The organism is Cupriavidus sp. WS (assembly GCF_000395345.1).
Taxonomy (GTDB): domain Bacteria; phylum Pseudomonadota; class Gammaproteobacteria; order Burkholderiales; family Burkholderiaceae; genus Cupriavidus; species Cupriavidus basilensis_B.
Map to the genome: position 1 here is coordinate 1 of NZ_AQPL01000367.1, position 25364 is coordinate 25364.

Here is a 25364-nt window from a genome sequence, read left to right on the forward strand (position 1 = left end):
AGCACGCCGCCGCCGCCCCTGATGCCGCGCGTGTCGCGCGCGCGTTTTTTGCATTTCGATGAATAAACGCTTCACAGCCGCAATGAAGGGCGCTACAATTGCGCCCCTCGCGACATGAAACCGCAAGGTGTTGCAAGCAGGTTCATGTCCCCTTCGTCTAGAGGCCTAGGACATCACCCTTTCACGGTGAGTACAGGGGTTCGAATCCCCTAGGGGACGCCAGTTTCGAAGGCATGCCAGTCACTCATGGCAGCTTCGGCAAGCGCGTCGGAGGCCGGTATCGTCCGGTTTCCGCAGCCAATGTGGAGCGGTAGTTCAGTTGGTTAGAATACCGGCCTGTCACGCCGGGGGTCGCGGGTTCGAGCCCCGTCCGCTCCGCCACAAGAAAATGCCCGCCGCCAGGCGGGCTTTTTTTTCGCCCTCCGTTTTTCCCTTCCTCGCGTTGCCGCCGCCGCGCGGCTTCAGCCGCCCGCGCCGTCCAGCCCGCGCGGCAGCCGCACGTCGAAGCACGAGCCCTGCCCTTCCTTGCTGCTCACGCGGATTTCGCCGCGGTGCAGGTCCACCGCCAGCTTGACCAGATACAGGCCCACGCCCGCGCCGGCCGTGCCGGCCACGTTGGCGCCGCGCACGAAGCGCTCGAAGATATGGCCGCGGTCCTTGTCCGGGATGCCCATGCCGCGGTCGGCCACCGACACGCTGACGGTGTCCGCGTCGCCGCGCACGCGCACGGTGACTGGCGTGCCGGCGGCCGAGTACTTGATGGCGTTGCCGATCAGGTTGCTGAAGGCCTGGAACAGCAGCTTGGCGTCGCCGTGGAAGATCTCCGCCACGCCGGGATCGACGATCTCCTCGATCACGGCCGCCGGCGAGCTCTCGCGGTGCATCTCGCAGACTTCGTGCACCAGCAGGCTGAGCGAGAAATCCACGCCGCGCAGCGTGGCCAGGCGGCCGCCGTCGAGCAGCTGCGAGGAATCGAGCAGATGGTCGATCAGGCTGGTCATGCGCCGCACCGCGCCGCGGATGCGCCCGCAGCGCTCGGCCAGCACCTCGGCCGACGGGCTTTCCTTCATGCGCATCAGGCGCTGCGCGTGGCCGTCGATCACGTTGAGCGGCGTGCGGAACTCGTGCGAGGCCATCGAGACGAAATTGCGCTGGAGCATGGCCATGCGCCGCTCGTTTTCCAGCGTGTCCTGCAGCATGGTGGTCTGCGCGGCCAGCGCGGCCTTGCTGCGCTCGAGCTCCAGCGTGTTGTCGCGAAAGCGCACCACCGCGCGCGCGATCTCGCCGATCTCGTCGCGGCGCCCGGCGCCCGGTATGTCGACGTGCGGGTCGTTGTCGGTGATGCGGTGCATGCGCTCGACCAGCGCCGCGATCGGGTTGGACACTGCCCGCACCAGGTAGGCCACCGCGGCGATCACCAGGCAGCACGACACCAGGATGGCGCCGGCGATCAGGCGCTGCGCCTCGCGGTAGGCGTCGGCCTCGCGCTCGGTCGCCGCGGCCGCGCCGGCCACGTTGCGCTCGGTCAGCGTGCCGAGCGTGCCGTTGGCGCGCTCGAACGCATGGCGCGACTCGCCGCGGTACAGCGCCACCGCCGGCGCGGTGTCCTTGCGGTAGGCCAGCGCCACCACGTCGTCCACGCACTGGCGGTAGGCGGCCCATTGCGCCATGAACTGCTCGTAGAGCGCCTGTTCGGCCGGGTCGTGCGCGATCTTGCCGTAGCGCCCCTCCACCTCGCGGATCACGTCGTCCAGCCGGGCGATCTGCGCCTGCGCCGCGCGCAGGTCGGCGCCGGTGGTGGCGATCAGGGCATCGCCCTCGAAGGCGCGGTAGTCGGAAATATAATTGTTGAGGTCGCCGAGGATGCGGTTGCTCTGCAGCCAGCGCCCGCTGATCTGCGCCGACACGCTGTGGAAGTTGCTCAGGCGGTTGATGCCGAACAGGCCCACGCCGGCCACCAGCAGCAGGAACAGCACGAACACGAGCGACAGCCGCACGCGGATCGGCCGCAGCATCGGCACCGAATCGGGCAGCCCGGCCAGGCGCCGCCCGAGCCCGCGGCGCACGCGCCGGCCGCCCGGCGCCGGCTGAATCGGGTGATTCATGAGACTGTCATCCTGGAAATCGCTTACGCTCTGCCCGCCCGCACCACCGAGGAACGCCATGCACGACGCCAGCCGCAAGATACTCTGCATCGAGGACGATGCCGAAACGGCCGCCCTGATCGCCGAGGAACTGGTCGAGCGCGGCTTCGACGTGAGCATCGCGCATGATGGCGAGCAGGGCCTGGCCAGCATCCTGCGCGACGCGCCGGACCTGGTGCTCTGCGACGTGAGTATGCCAGTGATGACCGGCTTCGAACTGCTGGAGAAGATCGCCGCGCTGGCGCCGCGCTTCGCCGACATGCCGTTCGTGTTCCTCACCGCGCTGGCCCAGCGCGAGGCCGAGCTGCGCGGCCGCCGGCTCGGCGCCGACGACTACGTGACCAAGCCGGTGGACTTCGACATCCTCACCAGCATCGTCGAGACGCGGCTGGCGCGCGTGGCGCGCACGCGGCACGGCCTGCCCGACGTGCAGTTGAGCGAGCGCGAGGTGGAGGCGCTGGTCTGGTCCGCGCGCGGCAAGACCTCCGGCGAGATCGCCACCATCCTCGGGCTGTCCAAGCGCACGGTGGACTTCCATATCGACAACGCGCGCCAGAAGCTCGGCGTGGCCACGCGCATCGAGGCGGTGGTCAAGGCGGCCTCGGCCGGCATCATCAAGCCCTAGCGCGGCACAGCGGCCCGGCAAGGCGGCCCGGCGGCACCGCCCACTGTGATCAATCACAGTTTCGGGCCGACCCCATCCCCCATAGAATCTGCCCACTTTCATCGCTCCCGGAGCCTGGGCCGGTTTGCCCGCGCCGACGTTATGAGCAGATTCGCCCCTCCCCGGCCGTCACTGGCCGACCTCGGCAGCGCGCCGCCGCCCGCGCGCGAACCGCGCCGCGCGACCACGCTGATCCATATCGGCGCGCGCGCCGCCAATGCCGCCGGCGACGAAGCCCTGGCCGACTACCTGATGGCCGCCTGGCGCCGCCTGCACGTGGCCAGCCGCCGCGCGCCGCGCTGCCCGCGCTGCGGCGCGGGCGCGGCCTTCCACAGCACCGACGAGGGCGGCCTGCCGCAGTTCCAGTGCTCCGGCTGCCGCCAGCCGTTCACGCGCCTGACCGGCACGCCGATGGGGCGCCTGCGCCTGGGCGACAAGGCCGAAGCGTTCTTCCATCTGGTGTCGCACCAGATCACCACGGCGGAAGCCGCGCGGCGGCTGCTCATCAAGAGCGAGACCGTCAAGCACTGGTCGCTGCAGACGCGCCTGTGGCTGCTCGCGCTCGATCCCACCGGCGCGTGGGAACGCCGCGTCCTGCTCGGCGTGCGCTACGCGGTGCTGCCGGAGGGCGACCCCGTGAAGCCGCTGGCCGCGTCGCCCGCGTGCCGCTGCGCGGTAGCCTCCGACGACAGCGACGCGCTCGCGGAAATGGAAAGCCCGCCGCTGCTGGTGCGCGTGTGCCCGGCGTGCGAGCTGAAGGCGCACTGACTTTTCCCCTTTTTCCGTCGACATCCGCCGCGCGCCGAACCGGCGGCGCCGCGCGCGGCGCTAGTCGCCCGTCCGCGCGCCGGCGGTCTCGAACACCTCGCGCAGCCACTGCGCGAACACGCGCACGCGCGACGAAAGCTGGCGGTTATGCGAATACAGCACCGACACCGACATCGGCGGCGGCGGCAACTGCGGCAGCACCACGCGCAGGCGCCCGTCGGCCAGTTCGCCGGCCACGCGGTAGCGCGGCACCTGCACCAGCCCGAGCCCCGCGACCGACGCGCCCGTGTAGAGATCGGCCCCGGTGACGGACACCGTGCCCGGCAGTTGCACGGCGCTCACGCGGCCGTCCACGGTGAATTCCAGCGGCACCACCCTGCCGGTGGCGCTCGAGATGTAGTTGACCGCGCGATGCGCGGCCAGCGCCTCCAGGTCCGCCGGCTCGCCATGCCGGGCCAGGTAGGCGGGGCTGGCCACGGTGACTTGCTCGAGCAGCGCCACGCGCCGCCCCACCATCGACGAGTCCTGCAGGTTGCCCGCGCGCAGCACGCAGTCCACGCCTTCGCGCACGAGGTCCACGAGGCGGTCGTCCTCGCCGATATGCACTTCCAGCTCCGGGTACTGCGCGAGGAAATCCGGCAGCGACGGCACCACGAAATGCCGCGCCAGCGTGCCTTGCAGGTTCACGCGCAGCAACCCCTTCGGCGCGGTGTTGCGGAACGACCCCTCGGCTTCCTCGAGGTCGGCGATCAGGCGCACGCAGCGCCGGTAGTAGGCGTCGCCGTCGTGCGTGAGGCGCACCGTGCGCGTGGTGCGCTCCAGCAGCCGCGTGCCGATGCGGCGCTCCATGCGCTTGATCAGGTTGGTGATGGTGGCGCGCGGGATGCGCAGGTCCTCGGCGGCCTGGGTAAAGCTCTGGCGCTCGGCGATGCGCACGAACGCCTGCATTTCCTGGAAGCGGTCCATCGCGGTGGCGGTCAATTATTGAGGAAGATGGAGCAATGATACCAATTCCCGGCCGATTATCCATTCACCGGAATGGTCCATGACCCGACACCGGCCGGGTCAACGGCCAGATCCCGCGCGCCAGCGGCGGCATCGCCTGAGCGCCGTCGCGCGCGCGCGGCAAGCCATCGCAGACCCCGGGGCGGGCCGCGTGCGTCCCGCCGGCCCGCGGCCGGGAGCCGCGCCGGGCCGGACAAACCCCGGGCCGCCTGCCTACAATGAAACTCCCATCACACCGCCGGCCAGCCCCCGCACATGACCCTGCACCGCGCATCGAGGCGGCTTCTGGCCGGCCTGCTGGCCTGCGGCCTGCCGCTGTGGGCCGCCGCGCAGGCCGCGCCGCCCGGCGTGGCGTTCTCCACGGACACGCCGGGCGGCGCGCTGCCGGCCGGCTGGAAGAACCTGCCGGTGGCGCACGGCAAGATGACCACGCGCTACAGCCTGGTGGCCGACGGCAACGTCACGGTGCTGGAAGCCAACGCCGACGCCTCCGCCTCGGCGCTGATGCACGACAGCGACATCGATCTCGCCGCCACGCCCCGGGTAAGCTGGCGCTGGAAGATCGAGCAGCCCGTCGACAACGCCGACAACCGCGTGGCCGCGCAGGAAGACGCGCCCGCGCGGCTGCTTTTCCTGTTCGACGGCGACAAGGAAAAACTCTCGCTCGGCGACCGCGCCGCCATGCAGCTCGCGCACACGCTGGCCGGCGAAGACCTGCCCTATGCCACGCTGATGTACATCTGGTCCGACAGCGTGCCGGTGGGCACCATCCTCGACAACCCGCACACCTCGCGCGTCAAGATGATCGTGGTATCGGGCGGCCCCGGCGACGTCGGCAAGTGGCTGTCCCTGAGCCGCAACGTGGCGCAGGACTACGAGCGCGCCTTCAAGGAAGCACCGGGCAGGCTCACCGCCTACGGCCTGCTCACCGATACCGACAACACCGGCGCGGCCGCGCGGGCGTGGTATGGGGATGTCCGGTTTTCGGCGGGGAAATAGCGCAGCAGGCGAAAGCGGGGGGATTTACGCGAAGGGGTTCAGCAAGCGAGCGCCGCAGCCCGCGAAGTCATCGACATTGCGGGTCACGACCGTGAGGTCATGCACCAGCGCCGTCGCCGCAATCAGCTTGTCCAGCGCATGCTCCGCGTGCGGTACGCGCAGGCGGCCCCAGACCTGACTGACGACATCGTCGATGGGCAAGATCCGCTCTGCGAATTCGCTCAACACGGACTCGAGCCAGGCCCCCAGAGCGGCAAACTGCGCGGTATCTCCGCGATGCCGGATCAACTCGACGCCACGCTGCAGTTCGCCGACCGTGACCACGGAGAGAAACAAAGCGGACTCTCGTTGCGCGGCCTCGCGGAAAAAGTCTCGCACCCCCGGGTTGGCGCGCTCGCGCTTGCGCGCTTCGCTGATGACGTTGGTATCAATCAAATACATGGACGGCCCCGGACGACGGATCGAGCCGCTCGAAATCGCTGTCCTCGCCGACATCCGGCATGCTGGCCAGGATGTCGGCAAAGCTCCTGCGCCGGGTTGCCGACAGGGCCTGTGCGAGGATCTCGCGGTGTTCCGCCTCTGCGCTGCGCCCGTGCGCGGCGGCGCGCTCGCGCAGCCGCTGCACCAGTGCCTCGTCAATCCCGCGAACCAGGAGAGTGGCCATGATTTCCCCTTCCGATACTGTCACGCAAGAACGATAGCACTGCTATCAACAAGGGGCAATCGGCGCACCGCCAGGAAACCCGGCACCCGCCGAGAAGAGGCGGCAGCGCCACTCAAATGATCAATCCGCGTGAATCCCCCGCTCCCGGATCAGCTTGCCCCACTTCTGCGTTTCCTCGGCGAGGTGCTTGCCCAGTTGCGCCGGCGTGCTGCCGATCGGCTCGGCGCCGATGCCGGCCAGGCGCGTGCGCACCGACGGCCTGGCCAGCGCGGCGACCATCGCCTGGTTCAGGCGCGCGATCACCTCGGGCGGCGTGCGGGCCGGCACGAAGGCGGCGAACCACGGCGACAGGTCGTAGCCCTTGACGCCGGCCTCGGCCATCGTGGGCACGTTGGGCAGCGTGGTGGAGCGCCTGGCGGTCGTCACCGCGATGGCCGTGAGCTTGCCGGAGTCGATGTGCGGCTTGGCCGAGGTGATGCTGTCGAACATGTAGTCGACCTGCCCGCCGAGCAGGTCGGTCATGGCCGGGCCGCTGCCCTTGTAGGGCACGTGCAGCATCCTGACGTCGGCAAGCGAGGTGAACAGTTCGCCGGCGAGGTGGATCGAGGTGCCGTTGCCGGCGGAGGCGTAGGTGTACTTGTCCGGGTTGGCGCGCGCGGCGGCGATCAGGTCCGGCACCGTGGCGGGCAGCTTCCTGGCCTTGTTGGTGACCAGCACGTTGGGCACCACCGCCAGCAGCGAGACCGGCGCGAAGTCCTTGACCGGGTCGTAGTTCAGGCGCCCGTACAGCGCCGGGTTCACCGCCATGCCGTTGGCCACGATGATGAGCGTGTAGCCGTCCGCGGGCGAGCGCGCCACCATCTCGGCGCCGATGTTGCCGCCCGCGCCGGGGCGGTTTTCCACCACGATGGCCTGCCCGAGCGAGGCCGACATTTCCTCGCCCAGCGTGCGGGCGATATTGTCCATCGCGCCGCCGGCCGGGAACGGCACGACCCAGCGGATCGGCTTGTTGGGCCAGGCGGCATGGGCCGCGGGGACGGCGGCCAGGGTAGCCAGTGCGCAGGCGGCGCCGACGGCGAGGTTGCGCAGGAATGGCAGGCGCATCGAAGTCTCCTCTTGGGATTTATTGAATTTATCGGGTCCGGCGCGCGGCGGCGCTACCGGATCGACGACGGATGCTGCGCCAGCGGCGTGACGTGGATGGCCATGTACGGGAACAGCGGCAGGCCGGACAGCATCGCGTGCAGCGCATCGTTGCTTTCGGCATCGAACACGCTGTAGTTGGCGTACTCGCCCACCACGCGCCAGATGTGCGGCCATTTGCCCTGGCGCTGGAGGTCCTGCGAATAGGCCTTCTCGCGCGCCTTGATCTCGTCGGCCAGCGCGGCCGGCATGTCGGCCGGCAGCTTCACGTCCATTCTCACCAGGAAAAGCATGTCGTCGTCCTTGTCTTGTCATGTCGACGCGCATCGATGCGCATCGACGGGTTTCGGCGCGCTCAGGCGCGGCGGTAGTGGGCCAGCTTGTCCTCGTCCAGCGCCAGGCCCAGGCCCGGGCCGGGCGGCAGGTGCAGCGCGAAGTCGCGGTATTCGGGGCGCGCGGTCACGATGTCGTCCTTGAGCAGCAGCGGGCCAAACAGCTCGGTGCCCCAGGCCAGTCGCGGCAACGTGACGAAGCCGTGCGCGGCGGCGATGGTGCCCACGCTGCCTTCGAGCATGGTGCCGCCGTACAGCGCGATGCCGGCGGCGTCGCCCACCGCGGCGGTGCGCAGCATCTCGTAGATGCCGCCGGACTTGGAGATCTTCAGCGCGAACACGTCGGCCGCGGCCTGGCGCGCCAGGTCCATCGCGTCCTCCGGGCCGCACACCGCCTCGTCGGCCATCACCGGCACCACGAAGCGGGCCGCCAGGCGCGCCAGCGCGCCGCGCTGCTCGCGCGGCACCGGCTGCTCCACCAGGTCGATGCCGGCGGCTTCCAGCATGGCGATGCCGGTGGCGGCCTCGGCCTCGTTCCAGGCCTGGTTGACGTCCACCGTCACGCGCGCGCGCTCGCCCAGCGCGCGCTTGATGGCCGAGACGTGCGCCACGTCCTCGCGCACCGGGCGGCGGCCGATCTTGAGCTTGAAGGTATTGTGGCGGCGCGCCGCCAGCAGCGATTCGGCCTCTTCGATGTCGCGGCCGGTGTCGCCGCTGGCCAGCGTCCACAGGCAGGCCAGGTTGGGACGCACCGCGCCGCCCAGCAGCGCCGACACTGGCAGGCCCAGGCGCTTGCCCTGCGCGTCGAGCAGCGCCGACTCCAGCGCCGACTTGGCGAAGCGGTTGCCGCGCGCCACCGAGCCCAGGCGCTGCATGGCGGCGTGGACATTGCTCGCGTCGAGCCCGGCCAGCGCGGGCGCCAGGTAGGTGTCGATGGTCAGCTTGATGCCTTCGGGACTTTCGTCGCCGTAGCTCAGGCCGCCGATGGTGGTGGCCTCGCCGATGCCCTCGATGCCGTCGCTGCAGCGCAGCCGCACGATCACCAGGGTCTGGCGCTGCATGGTGGTCATGGCCAGCTGGTGGGCACGGATGGTGGGCAGGTCGACCAGGATGGCTTCGACGGAGGTGACGGTGGCTTTCATGCTTGCGTGACTACCTTGATGTCCGCCGGGCCTGCGGAGGGGGAGTGGCCCGGATTCGCTGCACGCAGTATCCGGCTTGACATCGGGGGTGTCCAAGACCGAGTATGTCCCGATCCATACCTTTAGAGTATAGAAAGGAGGCGCCGTGGAGCTTCGCCACCTGCGCTATTTCCAGGCCGTCGCGGAAGAACTCAACTTCACCCGCGCGGCCGAGCGCCTGCATATCGCCCAGCCGCCGCTGTCGCGCCAGATCCGCCAGCTGGAAGACGAGATCGGCACGGTGCTGCTGGACCGCTCCTCGCGCGCGGTGCGGCTCACCGAGGCGGGCCGCTTCCTGCTGGAACAGTCGCTGCAGCTCGGCCAGCGCATCGACGAGATCGTGGAAGGCACGCGGCGCATCGGCCGCAACGAGAAGCGCTGGTTCGGCATCGGCTTCGTGCCGTCGGTGCTGTACGGCTTCCTGCCCGAGCTGATCCGGCTGGTGCGCGGCTCCGACGCGGCGCTGGAGGTAGGGCTGTCCGAGCTCACCACGGTGCAGCAGCTCGAAGCGCTCAAGGCCGGCCGCATCGACATCGGCTTCGGCCGCATCGTGCTGGACGACCCCGCCATCACCCGCACCGTGGTGATGGCCGAACCGCTGATGGTGGCCGTGCCCGGCGGCCACCCCGCGCTGGCGCGCCCGCCCATGACGCCCGACCAGCTCGCCGCCCACCCGTTCGTGCTCTACCCCGCGCGCCCGCGGCCCAGCTACGCCGACCACGTGCTGGCGCTGTTCCGCACGCGCGGCCTGCAACTGCGCGTGGCGCAGGAAGCCAACGAACTGCAGACCGCCATCGGGCTGGTAGCCGCCGGGCTGGGCATCTGCCTGGTGCCGGCGTCGGTGCAGCGGCTGCACCGCGACGACGTGGCCTACATGCCCATCAACGCGCCCGGCTTCACCTCGCCGGTGATGATGAGCTACCGCACCGACGACCACTCCGCGCTGCTGGCCGAAGTGATCGCTCGCGTGGGCAAGCTGGCCGGACGCGGCGCCGAAACTGCTGCGGTGCGCAAAAAACCGCCATTTATCCCATGAACGGGTGATGCGCGCCCGCCGGCCGGTTTGGAAAGAGGAAGAGAGAAGAAACCAGAACAACAAGGACCCCGGGACAAGCACGATGTCCCCACCCCTCGCACGCCCGCGCCCCGGTCCACCACGCCCACCACGAAAACACGAGAATGCGATGTCGTGGCCGCCAGAACCGGTAACGGCAGGATGCCAGCAGAACCACCAACCCCACCACGAAACCACCAACAACCAGAAACCCCAACGTTTCTGCCCCTGCCGGCCAGGCAGTCCGCTTTCTTGGCCTACTTTCTTTTCGGACAAAAGAAAGTAGGTCGCGCCGGGGGCGCGAAAGCCTTTGACTTTGACGTTCAGCAGTTGAAGTTAAGCCTTTGACCTCGAAGCCAAAGCTTTCAACCTCAAAACCCCCCTCACCCTTTCAAATACATATTCAACCTCTTAGCCGCATTCCGCAAATGCGTCTCCGCCGCTTCCGCCGCGCGCTCCGCATCCCCCGCCACGATCGCCTCGTAGATCGCCTTGTGCTCGTCCTGCACCGCCTCGACGAGATTGGCGTGATGACTCTTGGTATTGCTCCTGGCCTGCCGGATCACGCGCCGCGCGCCGTGTTCGAGATGCTCGCTCAGCGCCTGGAAATGCGGGTTGTGGGTAGCCTCGACGATGGCCTGGTGAAAAGCAAAATCCTCCTCGTCGCCGAGCCGGTCGTTGGCGATCTCGTATTCCATGCCGATCAGCGCGCGCCGGATCCGCTTGAGGTCCTCGGGCGTGCGGCGCATGGCCGCGAACCGGGTGGCGGCCACCTCGATCGTCACCAGCAGTTCCATCACCATCGCCAGCGAGTCTTTCTCGTCGATGGCCACGTCCTGCATGCGGAACGCCTGGCGCTGGCTGCGCTCGGTCACGAACACGCCGCTGCCGGCCTTGGGCGCGACCAGGCCTTCCGACTTGAGCTGCGACAGCGCCTCGCGCACCACCGCGCGGCTCACGGAAAACTGCTCGCACAGCACGCGCTCGCTCGGCAGGCGGTCGCCCACGGCGAACTCGCCCGTCTGGATCGCGTGAATCAGGCGCCTGGCGATTTCGTCGGGCAGGTGCCTGGGCTCGGGATGGAACATGGTTCCCTCCGGGCGCTGGGTCAACGGTGGCGAGGCACCGGTCACGGTCTTGTTCACTGCTTGCTCCCTGGCGTCAGCCGCCCCGCGGCTGCGCATGATTCTTGAATTGGCCTTACAGGTCAATGTAGCACGTCTTGATCGGGGTGAAACGTGCGGAATGCCCCGACACGGCGCCTGCGGCCATTTCCCCCGGCTTCCCGCAAAGTCAGCACACACAACGGAAAGCGGCAATGATGACGGTTGCTTGAGGCAAGCGCCGGCTGCACCTTGGTAGAAACCCTCACAGCGCGTACTTCGCCGTTGACGGCTTCCGCGCATCTCCCTATAGTAAACCTGTCAGACCACTTTAACCACAGGTCAGACCGCCACGGCGGACCTATCCCAGCGGCCCCGGACGATCCCAACAAGATAAGGAGACACTCATGAGCGGTAGCCGCATCCCCCGTCCTTTGTTCGCAGCCGCGGCGCTTTGCCTGCTGGCCGGCGCGGCATCGGCGGCGCCGGTGAAGGTCGCGCTGGTCGAGACGCTGTCCGGGCCGCAGGCCTCCACCGGCCTGATGTTCCGCGCGGCGGCGCGCTATGCGATCGACAAGATCAACGCCGCCGGCGGCTGGAACGGCGAGCCGCTGCAACTGGTCGAGTACGACAACCAGGGCGGCCCGGCCGGCGCCGCCGACAAGCTCAAGGCCGCGGTGGCGGACGGCGCGCAGATCGTCATGCAGGGCTCGTCGTCGGCGGTGTCGGGCCAGATCACCGAGGACGTGCGCAAGTACAACCTGCGCAATCCGGGCAAGGAAATCCTGTTCATGAACGTCGGCGGCGAAGCGATGGAGCTGACCGGCGAGAAGTGCCACTTCTACCATTTCAAGTTCGCCACCAACGCGCAGATCCGCGTCAAGGCGCTGGTCGGCGCCATGAAGCCGCTGCACGCGCTGGGCACGCGCGTGTACGCGATCAACCAGAACTACTCGTGGGGCGCCGACATGGAGAAGGCGACCATCGACTACGCCGGCCCCGGCGGCTACACGGTGGTGGAGAAAACCCTGCACGACGTCAACAAGGTGCAGGACTTCTCGCCCTACGTGGCCAAGATCGCCGCGGCCAAGGCCGACAGCGTCATCACCGGCAACTGGTCCAACGACCTGCTGCTGCTGATGAAGGCCAGCAAGGCCGCCGGGCTGAAGACGCGCTTCGCCACGGTGTTCCTCGACCAGCCCGGCAACATCGGCAACGCCGCCGACGTGGCGCTCGGCCACTTCGTCGCCCATCCGTTCAACGCCGAGGCCAGCGGCGCCGACAGCGAGCGCTTCGCCAGCGACTTCAAGGCCAGGCAGGGCCACATGCCCGCCTACATCGAGCCGCAGACCGTGTTCGCGGTGGAGATGCTGGGCGAGGCCCTCAAGACGGTCAAGCCCGAAGGCGGCAAGCTCAACACCAGCGCGCTGGCCAAGGCGCTCGAAGCGGCCCGCATCAAGACCTCGATGGGCGAGATGAGCATGCGCGCGGCCGACCACCAGGTGCTGCTGCCGATGGTGGTGTCGGAAGTCTCCAGGGACGCCAGGTTCAAGGTGGACGGCACCGACATGGGCTTCAAGCCGGTCAAGACCTTCTCCGCGGCCGAGGCCGCCACGCCGCCGCAGGCCAGCTGCAAGATGCAGCGCCCCGGCTGATCCGCCGCCTTCGCCCGGCACTCCGCCAGCACCACGCCAGCACCACACCAGCAAGACCGGCCCGGTTCCCGCCTTCCCGGCGCGGACCGGGCCGGACGCGGCCGGCCGCATCGCGCACCGCCGCGCGCCACACCGGCTCGTTGCAAGGAAGCCTTCATGGAATATCTCATCGTCTCACTGCTCAACGGCGCCATCTACGGCCTGCTGCTGTTCATGGTGTCGGCAGGGCTGACGCTCATCTTCGGCATGATGGGCGTGCTCAACTTCGCCCACGCCTCGTTCTACATGCTGGGCGCCTACTTCGCCTACGCGCTGCAGGGCACGCTCGGCTTCTGGCCCGCCATCGTGGTCTCGCCGGTCCTGGTCGGCCTGGTCGGGGTGGCGGTGGAGCGCTTCTTCCTGCGCCGCGTGCACCACCACGGCCACGCGCACGAGCTGCTGCTGACCTTCGGCCTGTCGTTCATCATCGCCGAGCTGATCAAGCTGTTCTTCGGCAACTTCCCGGTGGACTACCGCATCCCGGCGGCGCTGGACTTTGCCGCGTTCCGGCTGGGCGCCTCGGCCTATCCGTTCTACCGCGTGTTCATGGGCGCCATCGCGCTGGCCATGTTCGCCGTCATCTACCTGCTGCTCACGCGCACGCGGGTCGGCATCGTGGTGCGCTCGGCCATCTACAAGCCGCGCATGGCCGAAGCGCTCGGCCACAACGTGCCGCTGGTCTTCATGGGCGTGTTCGGCATCGGCGCGGCGCTGGCGGGGCTGGCCGGCGCGGTGGCCGGCGCGTTCTACACCACCAACCCCAACATGGCGCTGGAGCTCGGCGTGATGGTCTTCGTGGTGGTGGTGGTCGGCGGCCTCGGCTCGCTCGGCGGCGCCATGCTGGCGTCGCTGCTGATCGGGCTGATCACGTCGTTCTCGGTCGGCATCGACCGCAGCCTCGCCGACCTGCTCGCGCTGGTTGGCGCGGGCGCCTGGGCCGAGGACGTCGGCGGCCTCTTGACCCTCAAGCTCTCCAGCCTGGCCGGGACCATCCCGTTCGCGCTGATGCTGCTGATTCTGCTGGTGCGTCCGTCCGGGCTGATGGGCGAGAAGGAGTAAGCATGACCCAAGTCCCCCATTCCCCGCGCCTGCCGCGCGCCACGCCCGCCACGCACGCCGCGCCCGCCCCCCGGCTGTCGCCGGCGCAGAAGATCCTGCTGCTGCTCGGCACCGCCGCGCTGGTGGCGCTGCCGCTGGTGCTGTCGCCGTCGCTGGTCAACGCCTCGATCCAGATGCTGATCGCGGTGCTGTTCGCCGCCGCCTTCAACCTGCTCAGCGGCCAGGGCGGCATGCTCTCGTTCGGCCACGCGGCCTACTTCGGCATCGGCAGCTTCGCCACCGTGCACGCCATGAACGCCTTCGGCGGCAACGGCCTGCTGCCCACCCCGCTGCTGCCGCTGGCCGGCGGCGCGATGGGCCTGCTGGCCGGGCTGGCCGCCGGCTGGTTCGCCACCAAGCGCACCGGCGTGTACTTCGCCATGATCACGCTGGCGCTGGCCGAGCTGCTGCATTCGCTGGCGCCGCACCTGAAGGGCTGGTTCGGCGGCGAGGCCGGCCTGTCCACCATGCGCATGCCGGCGTGGGGCCTGAGCTTCGGCGACAGCAACCAGGTCTATTACCTGACGCTGGCCTGGGTGCTGCTGTCGCTGGCGCTGCTGTACCTGTTCACGCTCACGCCGGTGGGGCGCCTGACGCTCGGCCTGCGCGAGAACGCCAACCGCCTGCGCTTTCTCGGCTACGACACGCACCGCCTGGGCGTGCTGGTGTTCGCGGTCTCGGCCATGTTCGCCGGCGTTGCCGGCGCGCTGCAGGCCATCAACATGGAGGCGGCCAACTACGTGGTGTTCGAGTCCTCGGCCTCGGCCGCGGTGGTGCTCAACAGCTACATCGGCGGCGTGAAGCTCTTCCTCGGGCCGGCGCTGGGCGCGGCGGTGATGACGTTCTTCGGCTACGCGGTGTCGGACCTGACGCGCTCGTGGCTGCTGTACCAGGGCATCGTGTTCGTGCTGGTGATGCTGTTCATGCCCACCGGCCTGGCCGGGCTGATCCAGTCCTTCGTCACCCACGGCAAGACCTACGGCCTGCGCGCGCTGCTGCCGGTCACGCTGGCCTATCTCGTCGGCACGCTGCTGCTGGCCTGCGGCACGGTGTTCACGGTGGAGATGCTGCAGCGCTTCTTCTCGCAGGACTACCGCTCGATGGCTTCCCTCAACGGCGGCGCCGGCTGGCCCGCGATCCCGCTGTTCGGCCGCGAGTGGGACCCGGTCTCGCCGCTGACCTGGCTGGTGCCGGCGGCGCTGCTGCTGGCCGGCATCGCCACGGCGCGGCTGGCCAACGGCCGCTGGCTGCGGCTGAAGGAGGCCGCGCCCGCCGCCGGGACGGAAGCCGCCGGCGCCGCCACCACCGCCCGGAGGACCCCGGCATGAGCACGCGCATGAACACCGGACCGATCCTTTCCCTGCGCGGGCTGCGCAAGTCCTTCGGCGACATCGACATCATCCGCGGCGTGGACCTCGACCTCGCCGGCGGCGAGCGGCATGCGCTGATCGGCCCCAACGGCGCCGGCAAGTCCACGCTGTTCCACCTGATCTCCGGGCGCCTGCCGCTCACGCACGGCGAGATCGTGCTGGGCGGCGAGCCGATCCAGGGCTTGTCGCCGCAGCAGATCAACCACCGCGGCCTGGCGCGCTCGTTCCAGATCACCAACATCTTCGCCGGCCTGAGCGTGTACGAGAACCTGCGCCTGGCCGTGATGCGGCGCCACGGCCTGCAATACACGCTGTGGAAATTCGCCCACAAGCTGCGCGCGGTGCGCGACGAGACCATGCACCTGCTCGGGCAGGTGCGGCTGGCCGCGCGCGCGCAGGACACCGCCGGCGAGCTGTCGTACTCGGAGCAGCGCTCGCTGGAGATCGCCATGACGCTGGCCTCGGACCCCAAGGTCATCATGCTCGACGAGCCGATGGCCGGCATGTCGCAGGAAGAGACCGACTACACCGCCGGCCTGATCCGCGAGATCGCGCAGGGCCGCACGCTGCTGATCGTGGAGCACGACATGGACGTGGTGTTCGCGCTCAGCGACCGCATCAGCGTGCTGGTCTACGGCGAGATCGTGGCCACCGGCACGCCCGACGAGATCCGCAACAACGCCCGCGTCAAGGAAGCCTACCTGGGCGAAGAGGTCAGCGTATGAGCACGCCATCCATGCAGAACGAGAGCGGCGCCCCGCTGCTCGCCGTGCAGGGCCTGCACGCGCACTACGGCAAGAGCCACATCCTGCACGGCGTGGATTTCCACGTCGGCCACGGCGAGGTGGTCAGCCTGCTGGGCCGCAACGGCTCGGGCCGCTCCACCACGCTCAAGGCCATCATGGGCCTGGTGCCGCCCAGCGCGGGCGAGGTCAGGCTGCGCGGGCGCGACCTGGCCGGCGCGCAGTCCTACGCGATCTGCCGGCGCGGCATCGCCTACGTGCCGGAGGAGCGCGAGGTGTTCGCCAACCTGAGCGTGGACGAGAACCTGCGCATGGGCGAGCAGCGCGCCACCGAAGGCGCGCCGCAATGGACGCTCGAGCAGATGTTCGACTACTTCCCGCGCCTCAAGGAGCGCCGCAACACCAAGGCCGGCAGCCTCTCCGGCGGCGAGCAGCAGATGCTGACCATGTGCCGCTCGCTGCTGGGCAACCCGCTGGTGATCCTGATCGACGAGCCCACCGAGGGCCTCGCGCCCAAGATCGTGGCGGTGGTCGGCGAGGCCATCCAGGACATCCACCGGCGCGGCGTGTCGGTGGTGCTGGTCGAGCAGAAGCTCGCCATCGCGCTGAAGGTCTCCAGCCGCGTCTGCGTGATGGGCCACGGCCGCATCGTCTACGAAGGCACGCCCGCGCAACTCACTTCCAATACCCAACTTCTGAAGGACTGGCTAGCCGTATGAGCACCTCTTTGCCGACTGGATACCCCAACGCGCAACCGTTCGCGCGCGCCACCTACCCCGGCCTGGCCGGCAAGGCCGTGCTCAACACCGGCGGCGCCAGCGGCATCGGCCGCGCGATGGCGCACGGCTTCGCCCGCCACGGCGCGCGGCTGATGCTGCTGGACCTGGACGCGGACGGGCTGGCCACCACCCGCGCCGAGCTGGAAGCGGCGTATCCGGAAGCCCAGGTCGATACCGTGGTCGCCTCGATCACCGACCCCGACGCCGTCGAGCGGGCCTGCGCCGCCACCGAGGCGCGCTTCGGCCGCATCGACATCCTGCTCAACAACGCCGGCATCTCGATGAACAAGCCCGCGCTGGAACTCACGCCAGAGGACTGGCGCCGCGCCATCGACATCGACCTGTCCGGCGTCTTCTACTGCGCGCAGGCGGCGGCGCGCCGCATGGTGCGCCAGGGCGGCGGCAACATCCTGAGCACCGCCTCGATGTGGGGCCTGGCCTCGTCGGCGCGGCGCCTGGCCTACTGCGCGGCCAAGGCGGGCGTGGTCTCGCTCACCAAGTCGCTGGCCGCGGAATGGGCCGAGTACAACATCCGCGTCAACGCGGTGTGCCCCGGCTACACCAGCACCGCGCTGATGGAAACGCTGCTGGCGCGCGGCGCCATCGACGGCGAGGCGCTGCTCGCGCGCACGCCGCTGCGGCGCTTCGGCTCGCCCGACGAGATGGCCGAGGTGGCGCTGTTCCTGGCCTCGGACTCGGCCGCCTTCATCACCGGCCACGCGCTGGTCTCCGACGGCGGCTGGACCGCGGACGGCTTCTGAACGGCGCGCGGCGCCACCTCCCGCACACGACACCGAACACAACACGGCCGGCCACGACCGGCAACCGAGGATTCTCAAATGTCTGAACGTAGCGCCCTGCGCCCCGCCGCCGAATGGGTGGAACTGCGAGCCACCGACGAAGACTGGGCCCGCGCGGACCCGGCCCTGCTCGGCACGCTGCTGAGCCACCTGCACCTGATCCGCGGCTTCGAGGAAGCCGTGCTCGAACTCGCCGCCGAAGGGCTGGTCCACGGCCCGGCGCATTCCAGCATCGGCCAGGAAGGCGGCGCCGCGGGCTCCATCGTGCCGCTGACCGGCGCCGACCAGATCAACGGCTCGCACCGCGGCCACCACCAGTTCCTGTCCAAGGCGCTGGGCTACCTCGCGCCCGGCGGCATCGACCCGCGCGCGCCGCTGGCGGACGGCGTGCAAACGCTGCTGCAACGCACGCTGGCGGAAATCCTCGGCCTCGCGCAAGGCTACTGCAAGGGCCGCGGCGGCTCCATGCACCTGCAGTGGGCCGAGGCCGGGGCGCTCGGCACCAACGCCATCGTCGGCGGCGGCGTGCCGATGGCGGCCGGCGCGGCGTGGTCGCACCGCCACGCCGGCACCGACGCGGTGGCCATCACCTACTTCGGCGACGGCGCGGTCAACATCGGCTCGGTGCTGGAGACCATGAACCTGGCCGCGGCGTGGAAGCTGCCGCTGTGCTTCTTCATCGAGAACAACCGCTACGCGGTCTCCACCACGGTGGAAGAGTCCACCGCCGAGCCGCGCCTGTCGGCGCGCGGCATGGGCTTCAACATCCCGAGCTGGAAGGTCGACGGCATGGACCCGCTGGCGGTCTGGCTGGCCACGCAGGAAGCGCTCGCGCACATGCGCGCCGGCCGCGGCCCGACCGTGATCGAGGCGGACCTGTACCGCTTCTTCCACCAGAACGGCCCGTTCCCGGGCAGCGCCTTCGGCTACCGCAGCAAGGAAGAAGAGCAGCAATGGCGCGCGCGCGACCCGCTCGACCTGATGGCGCGCCGCATGCAGGAGCGCAAGCTGATCAGCGCCGACGAGATCGCCGCGCTGCGCGAGCGCGTGCGCCAGGCCATGCGCGAGGCCGCCGCCGCGCTGACCGAGGCCGACCCGTCCGGCAAGGCCGGCAAGCGCCGCATCCGCCCCGAGCTGTGGCCGAGCCCGGATTTCCGCGACGTGGGCATCCGCGGCGACCTGTCCGAGCTGGAAGGCCTGCGCTGCGAGGAAGAAGCAGGCTTCGCCGGCAAGCTGGCGCCGCGCAAGTTCATCGACGTGGTGGCCGACGTCATGCACCGCCGCATGGAGACCGATGCGTCCGTGGTGGTGATGGGCGAGGACGTGCACCGCCTCAAGGGCGGCACCAACGGCGCCACGCGCGGCCTGCGCGACAGCTTCCCCGAGCGCGTGCTGGGCACGCCAATCAGCGAGAACGCCTTCGTCGGCCTGGGTGGCGGGCTGGCGCTGGACGGCCGCTACAAGCCGGTGGTGGAGTTCATGTACCCGGACTTCATGTGGGTGGCGGCCGACCAGGTCTTCAACCAGATCGGCAAGGCGCGCCACATGTTCGGCGGCCAGAGCGACGTGCCGCTGGTGCTGCGCACCAAGGTGGCGATGGGCACCGGCTACGGCTCGCAGCACTCGATGGACCCGGCCGGCATCTTCGCCACCAGCCCGGGCTGGCGCATCGTGGCGCCGTCCACGCCGTTCGACTACGTGGGCCTGATGAACACCGCGCTGGCCTGCAAGGACCCGGTGCTGGTGATCGAGCACGTCGACCTGTACAACGCCACCGGCGTGGGTCCGGTCGAGGACTTCGACTACCACCTGCCGGTGGGCAAGGCCGCCGTGCGCCGCAGCGGCGCGGAGCTGACCGTGCTCACCTACCTGTCGATGGTCGGCCACACGCTGGAAGCGGTGGAGCAGACCGGCATCGACGCCGAGGTCATCGACCTGCGCTGGCTGGACCGCGCCAGCCTGGACTGGGACACCATCGGGCAGAGCATCCGCAAGACCAACAACGTGCTGATCGCCGAGCAGGGCGCGCGCGGCACCTCCTATGGCGGCTGGCTGGCCGACGAGATCCAGCGCCGCTTCTTCGACTGGCTGGACCAGCCGGTGCAGCGCGTGAGCGGCGCGGAAGCCGCGCCCAGCATTTCCAAGGTACTGGAGCGCGCCGCCGCCGCCCGCACCGAGGAAGTGGCCGAAGGCCTGCGCCAGGCCATGCGCGACAAGGGCGCGGCCTGAGCGCCGCCGCCCGGTACCCCGAGCACACCGAACACGCCAGACACAGCAAAGGAATTCCGATGAGCCTGAACATGATCGTCCCCCTGGAGGTCGGCATCGCCGTGCGCGACCTGCCGCGCATGCGCCGCTTCTACGAGCAGGTGCTGGGCCTGACCTTCGTCAGCGAAGTCGCCGTGCCCGCCGACAAGGCCGCGCAGGCCGCCATGCACGCCGCCGGCTACACCGCGGTGCGCCTGCAGACACCCTACGGCGAACGCATCAAGCTGCTCGCGCCGGCCCAGGCGCCCGCGCCCGAGGTCGCGCCCGCCTACATCCTCGACAAGGCCAACGCCACCTACCTCACCTTCATCGTGGCGGACATCCAGGCCGTGGTCGACAAACTGCTGGCCGCCGAAGTGGAATTCCTCACCGGCCCGCAGCGCGTGGAAGTGCGCCCCGGTACCTACCTGGCCTTCTGCCGCGACCCCGAGGGCAACGTGCTAGAGATCGTGCAATACGCGGACATCGCGGCCTACCGCCCCGACCTGCACCAAGCGAGGACCGCCTGACATGGCCACCCTGTTGCGCATGCCCGAGGTGGCGGCCAATGCCACCCACGCCACGCTGCAAGCGTGGGCCAGGAACGAAGGCGATGCCGTGGCCGTGGGCGACTGCATCGCCGAGATCGAGACCGACAAGGCCGTGGTCGAGCTCAACGCCGACACCGCCGGCGTGCTGGGCCGCCGCCTGGTCGCGGCCGGGCAGGACGTGGAAGTCGGCGCGCCGATCGGCGTGCTGCTCGTCAATGGCGAGACCGGCGTGGACGTGGATGCGCTGATCGCGGCGGCTGGCGGTGCGCCGGCATCGCAGGCGGAAGCGCCAGCGGAAACCGCCCCGCCCGCCGCCATCGATGTTGCTGGCGGCAACACAACGCAGGCCGCCCGCGTCTTCGCCAGTCCGCTGGCGCGCCGGCTGGCCGCGCAGCGCGGCCTCGACCTCGCCGCGCTGCGCGGCAGCGGGCCGAACGGCCGCATCGTCAAGCGCGATGTCGAGCAGGCCGCGGCGGTTCCCGCGCCCGCGAGCGCACCCCCGGTCGCGCCGCAGGCGCAGGCCAACACACCGGCCACCGCCGCGTTCACCGAGATCCCGCACAGCAATATGCGCCGCACCATCGCGCGCCGGCTGGGCGAGAGCAAGTCCACCATCCCGCATTTCTACCTCACGGCGGACTGCCGCATGGAGCGCCTGTTGGCGCTGCGCGCGGAAATCAACGCCACCGCGCCGCGCAAGATCTCGGTCAACGATTTCGTCGTGCGCGCCGTGGCCGTGGCGCTGCGCGAAGTGCCCGCCGCCAACGTCGGCTGGACCGACGCGGCCATGCGCCAGTACCACCAGGCCGACATCGCCGTGGCGGTCTCCACCGACGCCGGGCTGATCACGCCCATCGTGCGCGCGGCCGACCAGAAGCCGCTGTCGCGCATCAGCGAGGAAATCGCCGACCTCGCCGCGCGCGCGCGCGCCTCGCAACTGCGGCCCGAGGAATACCAGGGCGGCAGCTTCAGCGTGAGCAACCTCGGCATGTTCGGCGTGTCCGAGTTCTCCGCCATCATCAACCCGCCGCAGGCCGCCATCCTCGCCGTGGGCGCCACGCAGGCGGTGCCGGTGGTCGAGGACGGCGCGCTGCGCGCGGGGCAGGTGATGCGCTGCACGCTGTCGGTGGACCACCGCGCCATCGACGGCGCGCTGGCCGCGCAGTGGCTGGCCGCGTTCAAGCGCCTGCTGGAAAACCCGCTGGCGATGCTGATCTGAGGACCGCGACGTGGACAATGCCTCGTTTGACATGATCGTGGTCGGCGGCGGGCCGGGCGGCTACGTGGCCGCCATCCGCGCCGCGCAGCTCGGCATGACGACCGCGCTGGTGGAGAAGGCGCAACTGGGCGGCATCTGCCTGAACTGGGGCTGCATCCCGACCAAGGCGCTGCTGCGCTCGGCCGACGTGCTGCGGCTGGTGCGGGACGCGGCCGCCTACGGCATCAAGGTGGCGGCGCCGGCCGCCGACCTGCCCGCGATGGTGGCGCGCTCGCGCGCGGTGGCCGCGCAGCTCAACAAGGGCGTGACGGGCCTGATGAAGAAGAACGGCGTGACCGTGCTCGCCGGCCACGGCCGCCTCGCCGGCAAAGGCCGGCTGGACATCGCCGCGCCGGATGGCAGGACGCGCACGGTATCGTCCGCGCACATCGTGCTCGCCACCGGCGCGCGCGCGCGCCAGTTGCCCACAATGCCCGCCGACGGCAAGACCGTGTGGAGCTACCGCGAGGCGCTGGCGCCGCCGGCGCTGCCGCGGCGCATGCTGATCGTGGGCGCCGGCGCCATCGGCATCGAGTTCGCCAGCTTCTACCACGCGGTCGGCGCGCACGTGACGGTGATCGAAATGGCGGACCGCATCCTGCCGGTGGAAGACGCCGACATCTCCGCGCAGGTGGCAGGCAGCCTGGCGCGCGACGGCATCGTGCTGCATACGTCCACCGGCATCGCGCAGGCCGAACGCACCGGAGCCGGCTGGACGGTCACGCTGCAAGGCGGCAAGCCGGATGGCGCGAAGATCGAGGCCGACGTGGTGCTGGTGGCCGCCGGCATCGTCGGCAACGTGGAGGGGATCGGGCTGGAGAACACCGCGGTCAAGGTCGAGAAGACGCACATCGTCACCGACGGGTTCGGCCGCACGGCGGAGCCCGGCGTCTACGCCATCGGCGACGTGGCCGGCCCGCCGTGGCTCGCGCACAAGGCCAGCCACGAAGGCGTGATCTGCGTGGAGCACATCGCCGGGCTGCAGCCGCACGCGCTCGACCCCGCTCGCATTCCGGCCTGCACCTACAGCCATCCGCAGGTGGCCAGCGTGGGCCTGACCGAGGCGCAGGCGCGCGCGCGCGGCCACCAGATCCGGGTCGGCAAGTTCCCGTTCGCCGCCAACGGCAAGGCCATCGCGCTGGGCAGCACCGGCGGGCTGGTCAAGGTGGTGTTCGACGAAGGCAGCGGCGAGCTGCTCGGCGCCCACATGGTCGGCGACGAAGTGACCGAGATGATCCAGGGCTACGCCATCGCGCAGACGCTGGAAACCACCGAGGCCGACCTGATGGCCGCCGTGCTGCCCCACCCCACCATGTCCGAGGCCATGCACGAAGCGGTGCTGGCGGCCTACGGGCGCGCGCTGCATATCTGAAGCCGCGCCGCATTCCTGGAGAGACAAAGCATGTACAACTTCGACCAACGCACCCTGCTGCTGACCGGCGCCAATGGCGGCATCGGCCGCGAGACGGCCCGGCTGTTCCTCGCGCACGGCGCCAACCTCGTGCTGGCCGACCTGGACGAAGCCGGCCTGGCCGGCTTCGCGCGCGAACTCGACCCCGCCGGCGAACGTATCGCCACGCTGCGCATGGACGCCGCCAGCCCCGACGACTGCGCGCGCGCCGTGGCGCTGGCGCAGGACCGCTTCGGAGGCATCGATTTCCTGGTGCCCTCGGCCGGCCTGTACCAGGCGCAGCCGGTCGCGCAGATGAGCGACGCGCAATGGCGCCAGACGCTGTCCATCAACCTCGACGGCGTGTTCTATCTTGTGCGCCGCGCCATTCCCGCGCTGCGCGAGAACAGCGCCATCGTCAACCTGACCTCGGTGGCGGCGCACCGCGGCGCTTACTACAATGCGCACTATTCGGCCTCCAAGGGCGGCCTGCTCAGCCTCACGCGCAGCCTGGCGCGGGAACTCGGGCCGCGCACGCGCGTCAACGCTGTATCGCCCGGCGTGATCGAGACCCCGATGACCACCGAGCTGATCCAGAAACGCGGTGCCGACTCCATCGAGCAGACCCCGCTCAAGCGCCTCGGCCAACCGCGCGAGATCGCCACCGCGATCGGCTTCCTGTGCAGCGACGCGGCCAGCTTCGTCACCGGCGAAGTGCTGCACGTCAACGGCGGCCTGTACATCGCCGGCTAGGAAGTCGTTTCAAAAAGATCCTGGCGTTGTTGCGCGGCCTTGTCGTACTACTTGTACTGTCTGCGGCCGCACGCCTAGCCAGGACCGCTTCGCTTCATTTTGAAACAACTTCCCGGTCGGACGCCGCCACATGCGCCAGCGCGTGCGCGCGCATCCTGCTAATCTGCCGCCTGTGGCTCGCCGCCCATCCTCCCAACACCGCTACGGAACCAGACCATGCTGAACCTCCAAGACCCCTCCCTGCTGCGCCAGCAGTGCTATGTCGACGGCCGCTGGATCGACGGCGAGCGTCATATCGACGTCACCAACCCCGCCACCGGCGCGCGCGTGGCCCAGGTGCCGCAGCTCGGCGCCGATGAAACGCGCCAGGCCATCGAGGCCGCCAACCGCGCGCTGCCGGCATGGCGCGCGCGCACCGCCAAGGACCGCTCGGCGCTGCTGCGCAAGTGGTTCGAACTGCTGCTGGCCAACCAGGACGACCTGGCCCGCATCATGACCGCCGAGCAGGGCAAGCCGTTCGCCGAGGCACGCGGCGAGATCGCCTACGCGGCCTCGTTCATCGAGTGGTTCGCCGAGGAAGGCAAGCGCGTCTACGGCGAGACCATTCCCGCGCCGGTCAGCAACCAGCGCATCGTCGTCACCAAGGAGCCGGTCGGCGTGTGCGCTGCCATCACGCCGTGGAACTTCCCGGCGGCCATGATCACGCGCAAGGCCGGCCCCGCGCTGGCGGCCGGCTGCACGATGGTGGTCAAGCCCGCCTCGCAGACGCCGCTGACCGCGCTGGCGATGGCGGTGCTGGCCGAGCGCGCCGGCATCCCCGCCGGCGTGCTGTCGGTCATCACCGGCTCGGCCGGCGCCATCGGCGGCGAGCTCAGCACCAACCCGCTGGTGCGCAAGCTCACCTTCACCGGCTCCACCGAAGTGGGCCGCACGCTGATGGCGCAGACCGCCTCCACCATCAAGAAGGTATCGATGGAACTGGGCGGCAACGCGCCGTTCATCGTCTTCGACGACGCCGACCTCGACGCCGCGGTGGAAGGCGCCATCGTCTCCAAGTACCGCAACGCCGGCCAGACCTGCGTCTGCGCCAACCGCCTGTACGTGCACAGCAAGGTCTATGACGCCTTCGCCGAGAAACTGGTGGCCGCCGTGCGCGCGCTCAAGGTGGGCGACGGCATGGACGACGGCGTGCGCATCGGCCCGCTGATCGACGGCAAGGCCGTGGCCAAGGTCGAGGAACACATCGCCGACGCCCTCGCCAAGGGCGCGCGCGTGCTGGAAGGCGGCAAGCGCCATGCGCTGGGGCAGTCGTTCTTCGAGCCCACCGTGCTGGCCGACGTCAAGCCCAACATGCTGGTCGCGCGCGAGGAAACCTTCGGCCCGCTCGCGCCGCTGTTCCGCTTCGAGACCGAAGACGAAGTGGTGGCCCTGGCCAACGACACCGAGTTCGGCCTCGCCAGCTACTTCTACGCGCGCGACCTCGGCCGCGTATGGCGCGTGTCCGAGCGGCTGGAGTACGGCATGGTCGGCGTCAACACCGGCCTGATCTCCAACGAGGTCGCGCCGTTCGGCGGCGTCAAGCAATCGGGCGTGGGCCGCGAGGGCTCGCACTACGGCATCGAGG

At 69.8% G+C, this 25364-nt stretch carries 24 protein-coding genes and 2 tRNA genes; 18 read left to right on the forward strand and 8 right to left on the reverse strand.

Going from position 1 to position 25364, the window contains the following annotated elements; genetic code table 11:
- Positions 1-146 precede the first annotated feature (146 nt).
- Together K206_RS0126625 and K206_RS0126630 are read left to right on the forward strand one after the other, a co-directional pair.
- Positions 147-222 (forward strand) — tRNA-Glu (locus K206_RS0126625).
- An 82-nt stretch (positions 223-304) separates the two neighbouring features.
- Positions 305-381 (forward strand) — tRNA-Asp (locus K206_RS0126630).
- An 80-nt stretch (positions 382-461) separates the two neighbouring features.
- Here K206_RS0126630 and K206_RS0126635 read toward each other — a convergent pair.
- The gene (locus K206_RS0126635) at positions 462-2105 is read right to left on the reverse strand and encodes a HAMP domain-containing histidine kinase (RefSeq protein ID WP_020205423.1); all 1644 of its coding nucleotides are present in this window, start codon (positions 2103-2105) and stop codon (positions 462-464) included.
- A gap of 58 nt (positions 2106-2163) precedes the next feature.
- On the opposite strand from K206_RS0126635, the gene K206_RS0126640 reads away from it, so the two are divergent.
- Positions 2164-2769, forward strand: coding sequence for a response regulator transcription factor (locus K206_RS0126640; protein ID WP_020205424.1), 606 nt, complete (start codon positions 2164-2166; stop codon positions 2767-2769).
- A 141-nt stretch (positions 2770-2910) separates the two neighbouring features.
- Positions 2911-3576: a DUF746 domain-containing protein gene (locus tag K206_RS0126645; RefSeq protein WP_020205425.1), complete on the forward strand. Its 666-nt coding sequence runs from the start codon at positions 2911-2913 to the stop codon at positions 3574-3576.
- A 60-nt stretch (positions 3577-3636) separates the two neighbouring features.
- Here K206_RS0126645 and K206_RS0126650 read toward each other — a convergent pair whose 3' ends face one another.
- Complete coding sequence (locus tag K206_RS0126650) at positions 3637-4542, reverse strand: LysR family transcriptional regulator (RefSeq protein WP_029044127.1); 906 nt, start codon at positions 4540-4542, stop codon at positions 3637-3639.
- Positions 4543-4836: 294 nt separating this feature from the next.
- On the opposite strand from K206_RS0126650, the gene K206_RS0126655 reads away from it, so the two are divergent.
- Positions 4837-5580, forward strand: coding sequence for a DUF3047 domain-containing protein (locus tag K206_RS0126655; RefSeq protein ID WP_020205427.1), 744 nt, complete (start codon positions 4837-4839; stop codon positions 5578-5580).
- 24 nt (positions 5581-5604) lie between these two features.
- Here K206_RS0126655 and K206_RS0126660 read toward each other — a convergent pair whose 3' ends face one another.
- From K206_RS0126660 to K206_RS0126680, 5 genes are all read right to left on the reverse strand, one after another.
- Complete coding sequence (locus tag K206_RS0126660) at positions 5605-6021, reverse strand: type II toxin-antitoxin system VapC family toxin (RefSeq protein WP_029044128.1); 417 nt, start codon at positions 6019-6021, stop codon at positions 5605-5607.
- Positions 6008-6244 (reverse strand): hypothetical protein, encoded by a 237-nt coding sequence (locus K206_RS0126665; protein WP_020205429.1) that lies wholly within the window; start codon positions 6242-6244, stop codon positions 6008-6010. The genes K206_RS0126660 and K206_RS0126665 overlap by 14 nt, the downstream gene beginning before the upstream one ends.
- A 120-nt stretch (positions 6245-6364) precedes the next feature.
- Positions 6365-7348 carry a tripartite tricarboxylate transporter substrate binding protein gene (locus K206_RS0126670; protein ID WP_020205430.1) on the reverse strand — a complete coding sequence of 328 codons (984 nt, stop codon included), beginning with the start codon at positions 7346-7348 and terminating at the stop codon, positions 6365-6367.
- Between the two features lie 53 nt (positions 7349-7401).
- Positions 7402-7680, reverse strand: a complete 279-nt coding sequence (catC, locus tag K206_RS0126675; RefSeq protein WP_020205431.1) for a muconolactone Delta-isomerase — start codon at positions 7678-7680, stop codon at positions 7402-7404.
- 62 nt (positions 7681-7742) lie between these two features.
- A complete protein-coding gene (locus K206_RS0126680) occupies positions 7743-8861 on the reverse strand; it encodes a muconate/chloromuconate family cycloisomerase (RefSeq protein WP_020205432.1) in 1119 nt (372 codons plus the stop codon).
- Positions 8862-9006: 145 nt separating this feature from the next.
- Between K206_RS0126680 and K206_RS0126685 the strand changes: the two genes are divergently transcribed.
- Positions 9007-9936, forward strand: a complete 930-nt coding sequence (locus K206_RS0126685; RefSeq protein WP_020205433.1) for a LysR family transcriptional regulator — start codon at positions 9007-9009, stop codon at positions 9934-9936.
- Positions 9937-10337: 401 nt separating this feature from the next.
- Here the strand turns inward: K206_RS0126685 and K206_RS0126690 are convergent, their stop codons facing one another.
- On the reverse strand, positions 10338-11042 hold the full coding sequence (locus K206_RS0126690) for a FadR/GntR family transcriptional regulator (protein WP_020205434.1): 705 nt from the start codon (positions 11040-11042) through the stop codon (positions 10338-10340).
- Positions 11043-11464: 422 nt separating this feature from the next.
- On the opposite strand from K206_RS0126690, the gene K206_RS0126695 reads away from it, so the two are divergent.
- The 12 genes from K206_RS0126695 to gabD form a co-directional block, all read left to right on the forward strand.
- Positions 11465-12712 carry a branched-chain amino acid ABC transporter substrate-binding protein gene (locus tag K206_RS0126695; protein ID WP_029044129.1) on the forward strand — a complete coding sequence of 416 codons (1248 nt, stop codon included), beginning with the start codon at positions 11465-11467 and terminating at the stop codon, positions 12710-12712.
- A 156-nt stretch (positions 12713-12868) separates the two neighbouring features.
- Entirely contained in the window at positions 12869-13810 is a 942-nt protein-coding gene (locus tag K206_RS0126700; protein WP_020205436.1) for a branched-chain amino acid ABC transporter permease, read from the forward strand.
- Positions 13811-13812: 2 nt separating this feature from the next.
- The gene (locus K206_RS0126705; protein ID WP_020205437.1) at positions 13813-15177 is read left to right on the forward strand and encodes a branched-chain amino acid ABC transporter permease; all 1365 of its coding nucleotides are present in this window, start codon (positions 13813-13815) and stop codon (positions 15175-15177) included.
- Positions 15174-15944: an ATP-binding cassette domain-containing protein gene (locus tag K206_RS0126710; RefSeq protein WP_020205438.1), complete on the forward strand. Its 771-nt coding sequence runs from the start codon at positions 15174-15176 to the stop codon at positions 15942-15944. Before K206_RS0126705 ends, K206_RS0126710 begins: the two co-directional genes overlap by 4 nt.
- Positions 15941-16681, forward strand: a complete 741-nt coding sequence (locus K206_RS0126715) for an ABC transporter ATP-binding protein (protein WP_020205439.1) — start codon at positions 15941-15943, stop codon at positions 16679-16681. The genes K206_RS0126710 and K206_RS0126715 overlap by 4 nt, the downstream gene beginning before the upstream one ends.
- Positions 16678-17502, forward strand: coding sequence for an SDR family NAD(P)-dependent oxidoreductase (locus tag K206_RS0126720; RefSeq protein ID WP_020205440.1), 825 nt, complete (start codon positions 16678-16680; stop codon positions 17500-17502). The genes K206_RS0126715 and K206_RS0126720 overlap by 4 nt, the downstream gene beginning before the upstream one ends.
- Before the next feature lie 78 nt (positions 17503-17580).
- Complete coding sequence (locus tag K206_RS0126725; RefSeq protein ID WP_020205441.1) at positions 17581-19770, forward strand: thiamine pyrophosphate-dependent enzyme; 2190 nt, start codon at positions 17581-17583, stop codon at positions 19768-19770.
- Between the two features lie 59 nt (positions 19771-19829).
- Positions 19830-20318, forward strand: coding sequence for a VOC family protein (locus K206_RS0126730; RefSeq protein ID WP_020205442.1), 489 nt, complete (start codon positions 19830-19832; stop codon positions 20316-20318).
- 1 nt (position 20319) lies between these two features.
- Positions 20320-21558 (forward strand): pyruvate dehydrogenase complex dihydrolipoamide acetyltransferase, encoded by a 1239-nt coding sequence (locus K206_RS0126735; RefSeq protein WP_020205443.1) that lies wholly within the window; start codon positions 20320-20322, stop codon positions 21556-21558.
- Between the two features lie 31 nt (positions 21559-21589).
- Entirely contained in the window at positions 21590-22969 is a 1380-nt protein-coding gene (gene lpdA / locus K206_RS0126740; protein WP_043367128.1) for a dihydrolipoyl dehydrogenase, read from the forward strand.
- Positions 22970-22999: 30 nt separating this feature from the next.
- Complete coding sequence (locus tag K206_RS0126745; RefSeq protein WP_020205445.1) at positions 23000-23740, forward strand: SDR family NAD(P)-dependent oxidoreductase; 741 nt, start codon at positions 23000-23002, stop codon at positions 23738-23740.
- Positions 23741-23956: 216 nt separating this feature from the next.
- Positions 23957-25364 (forward strand): NADP-dependent succinate-semialdehyde dehydrogenase (gabD, locus tag K206_RS0126750; RefSeq protein ID WP_020205446.1); only part of this gene is annotated, 1408 nt, incomplete at its 3' end.

What these genes read in the sequence shown, in the direction of transcription:
- K206_RS0126635 (WP_020205423.1), bottom strand. Translation starts at nt 2,105, where the DNA reads ATGAATCACCCGATTCAGCCGGCGCCGGGCGGCCGGCGCGTGCGCCGC.
- K206_RS0126640 (WP_020205424.1), top strand. Translation starts at nt 2,164, where the DNA reads ATGCACGACGCCAGCCGCAAGATACTCTGCATCGAGGACGATGCCGAA.
- K206_RS0126645 (WP_020205425.1), top strand. Translation starts at nt 2,911, where the DNA reads ATGAGCAGATTCGCCCCTCCCCGGCCGTCACTGGCCGACCTCGGCAGC.
- K206_RS0126650 (WP_029044127.1), bottom strand. Translation starts at nt 4,542, where the DNA reads ATGGACCGCTTCCAGGAAATGCAGGCGTTCGTGCGCATCGCCGAGCGC.
- K206_RS0126655 (WP_020205427.1), top strand. Translation starts at nt 4,837, where the DNA reads ATGACCCTGCACCGCGCATCGAGGCGGCTTCTGGCCGGCCTGCTGGCC.
- K206_RS0126660 (WP_029044128.1), bottom strand. Translation starts at nt 6,021, where the DNA reads ATGTATTTGATTGATACCAACGTCATCAGCGAAGCGCGCAAGCGCGAG.
- K206_RS0126665 (WP_020205429.1), bottom strand. Translation starts at nt 6,244, where the DNA reads ATGGCCACTCTCCTGGTTCGCGGGATTGACGAGGCACTGGTGCAGCGG.
- K206_RS0126670 (WP_020205430.1), bottom strand. Translation starts at nt 7,348, where the DNA reads ATGCGCCTGCCATTCCTGCGCAACCTCGCCGTCGGCGCCGCCTGCGCA.
- catC (WP_020205431.1), bottom strand. Translation starts at nt 7,680, where the DNA reads ATGCTTTTCCTGGTGAGAATGGACGTGAAGCTGCCGGCCGACATGCCG.
- K206_RS0126680 (WP_020205432.1), bottom strand. Translation starts at nt 8,861, where the DNA reads ATGAAAGCCACCGTCACCTCCGTCGAAGCCATCCTGGTCGACCTGCCC.
- K206_RS0126690 (WP_020205434.1), bottom strand. Translation starts at nt 11,042, where the DNA reads ATGTTCCATCCCGAGCCCAGGCACCTGCCCGACGAAATCGCCAGGCGC.
- K206_RS0126695 (WP_029044129.1), top strand. Translation starts at nt 11,465, where the DNA reads ATGAGCGGTAGCCGCATCCCCCGTCCTTTGTTCGCAGCCGCGGCGCTT.
- K206_RS0126700 (WP_020205436.1), top strand. Translation starts at nt 12,869, where the DNA reads ATGGAATATCTCATCGTCTCACTGCTCAACGGCGCCATCTACGGCCTG.
- K206_RS0126705 (WP_020205437.1), top strand. Translation starts at nt 13,813, where the DNA reads ATGACCCAAGTCCCCCATTCCCCGCGCCTGCCGCGCGCCACGCCCGCC.
- K206_RS0126710 (WP_020205438.1), top strand. Translation starts at nt 15,174, where the DNA reads ATGAGCACGCGCATGAACACCGGACCGATCCTTTCCCTGCGCGGGCTG.
- K206_RS0126715 (WP_020205439.1), top strand. Translation starts at nt 15,941, where the DNA reads ATGAGCACGCCATCCATGCAGAACGAGAGCGGCGCCCCGCTGCTCGCC.
- K206_RS0126720 (WP_020205440.1), top strand. Translation starts at nt 16,678, where the DNA reads ATGAGCACCTCTTTGCCGACTGGATACCCCAACGCGCAACCGTTCGCG.
- K206_RS0126725 (WP_020205441.1), top strand. Translation starts at nt 17,581, where the DNA reads ATGTCTGAACGTAGCGCCCTGCGCCCCGCCGCCGAATGGGTGGAACTG.
- K206_RS0126730 (WP_020205442.1), top strand. Translation starts at nt 19,830, where the DNA reads ATGAGCCTGAACATGATCGTCCCCCTGGAGGTCGGCATCGCCGTGCGC.
- K206_RS0126735 (WP_020205443.1), top strand. Translation starts at nt 20,320, where the DNA reads ATGGCCACCCTGTTGCGCATGCCCGAGGTGGCGGCCAATGCCACCCAC.
- lpdA (WP_043367128.1), top strand. Translation starts at nt 21,590, where the DNA reads ATGATCGTGGTCGGCGGCGGGCCGGGCGGCTACGTGGCCGCCATCCGC.
- K206_RS0126745 (WP_020205445.1), top strand. Translation starts at nt 23,000, where the DNA reads ATGTACAACTTCGACCAACGCACCCTGCTGCTGACCGGCGCCAATGGC.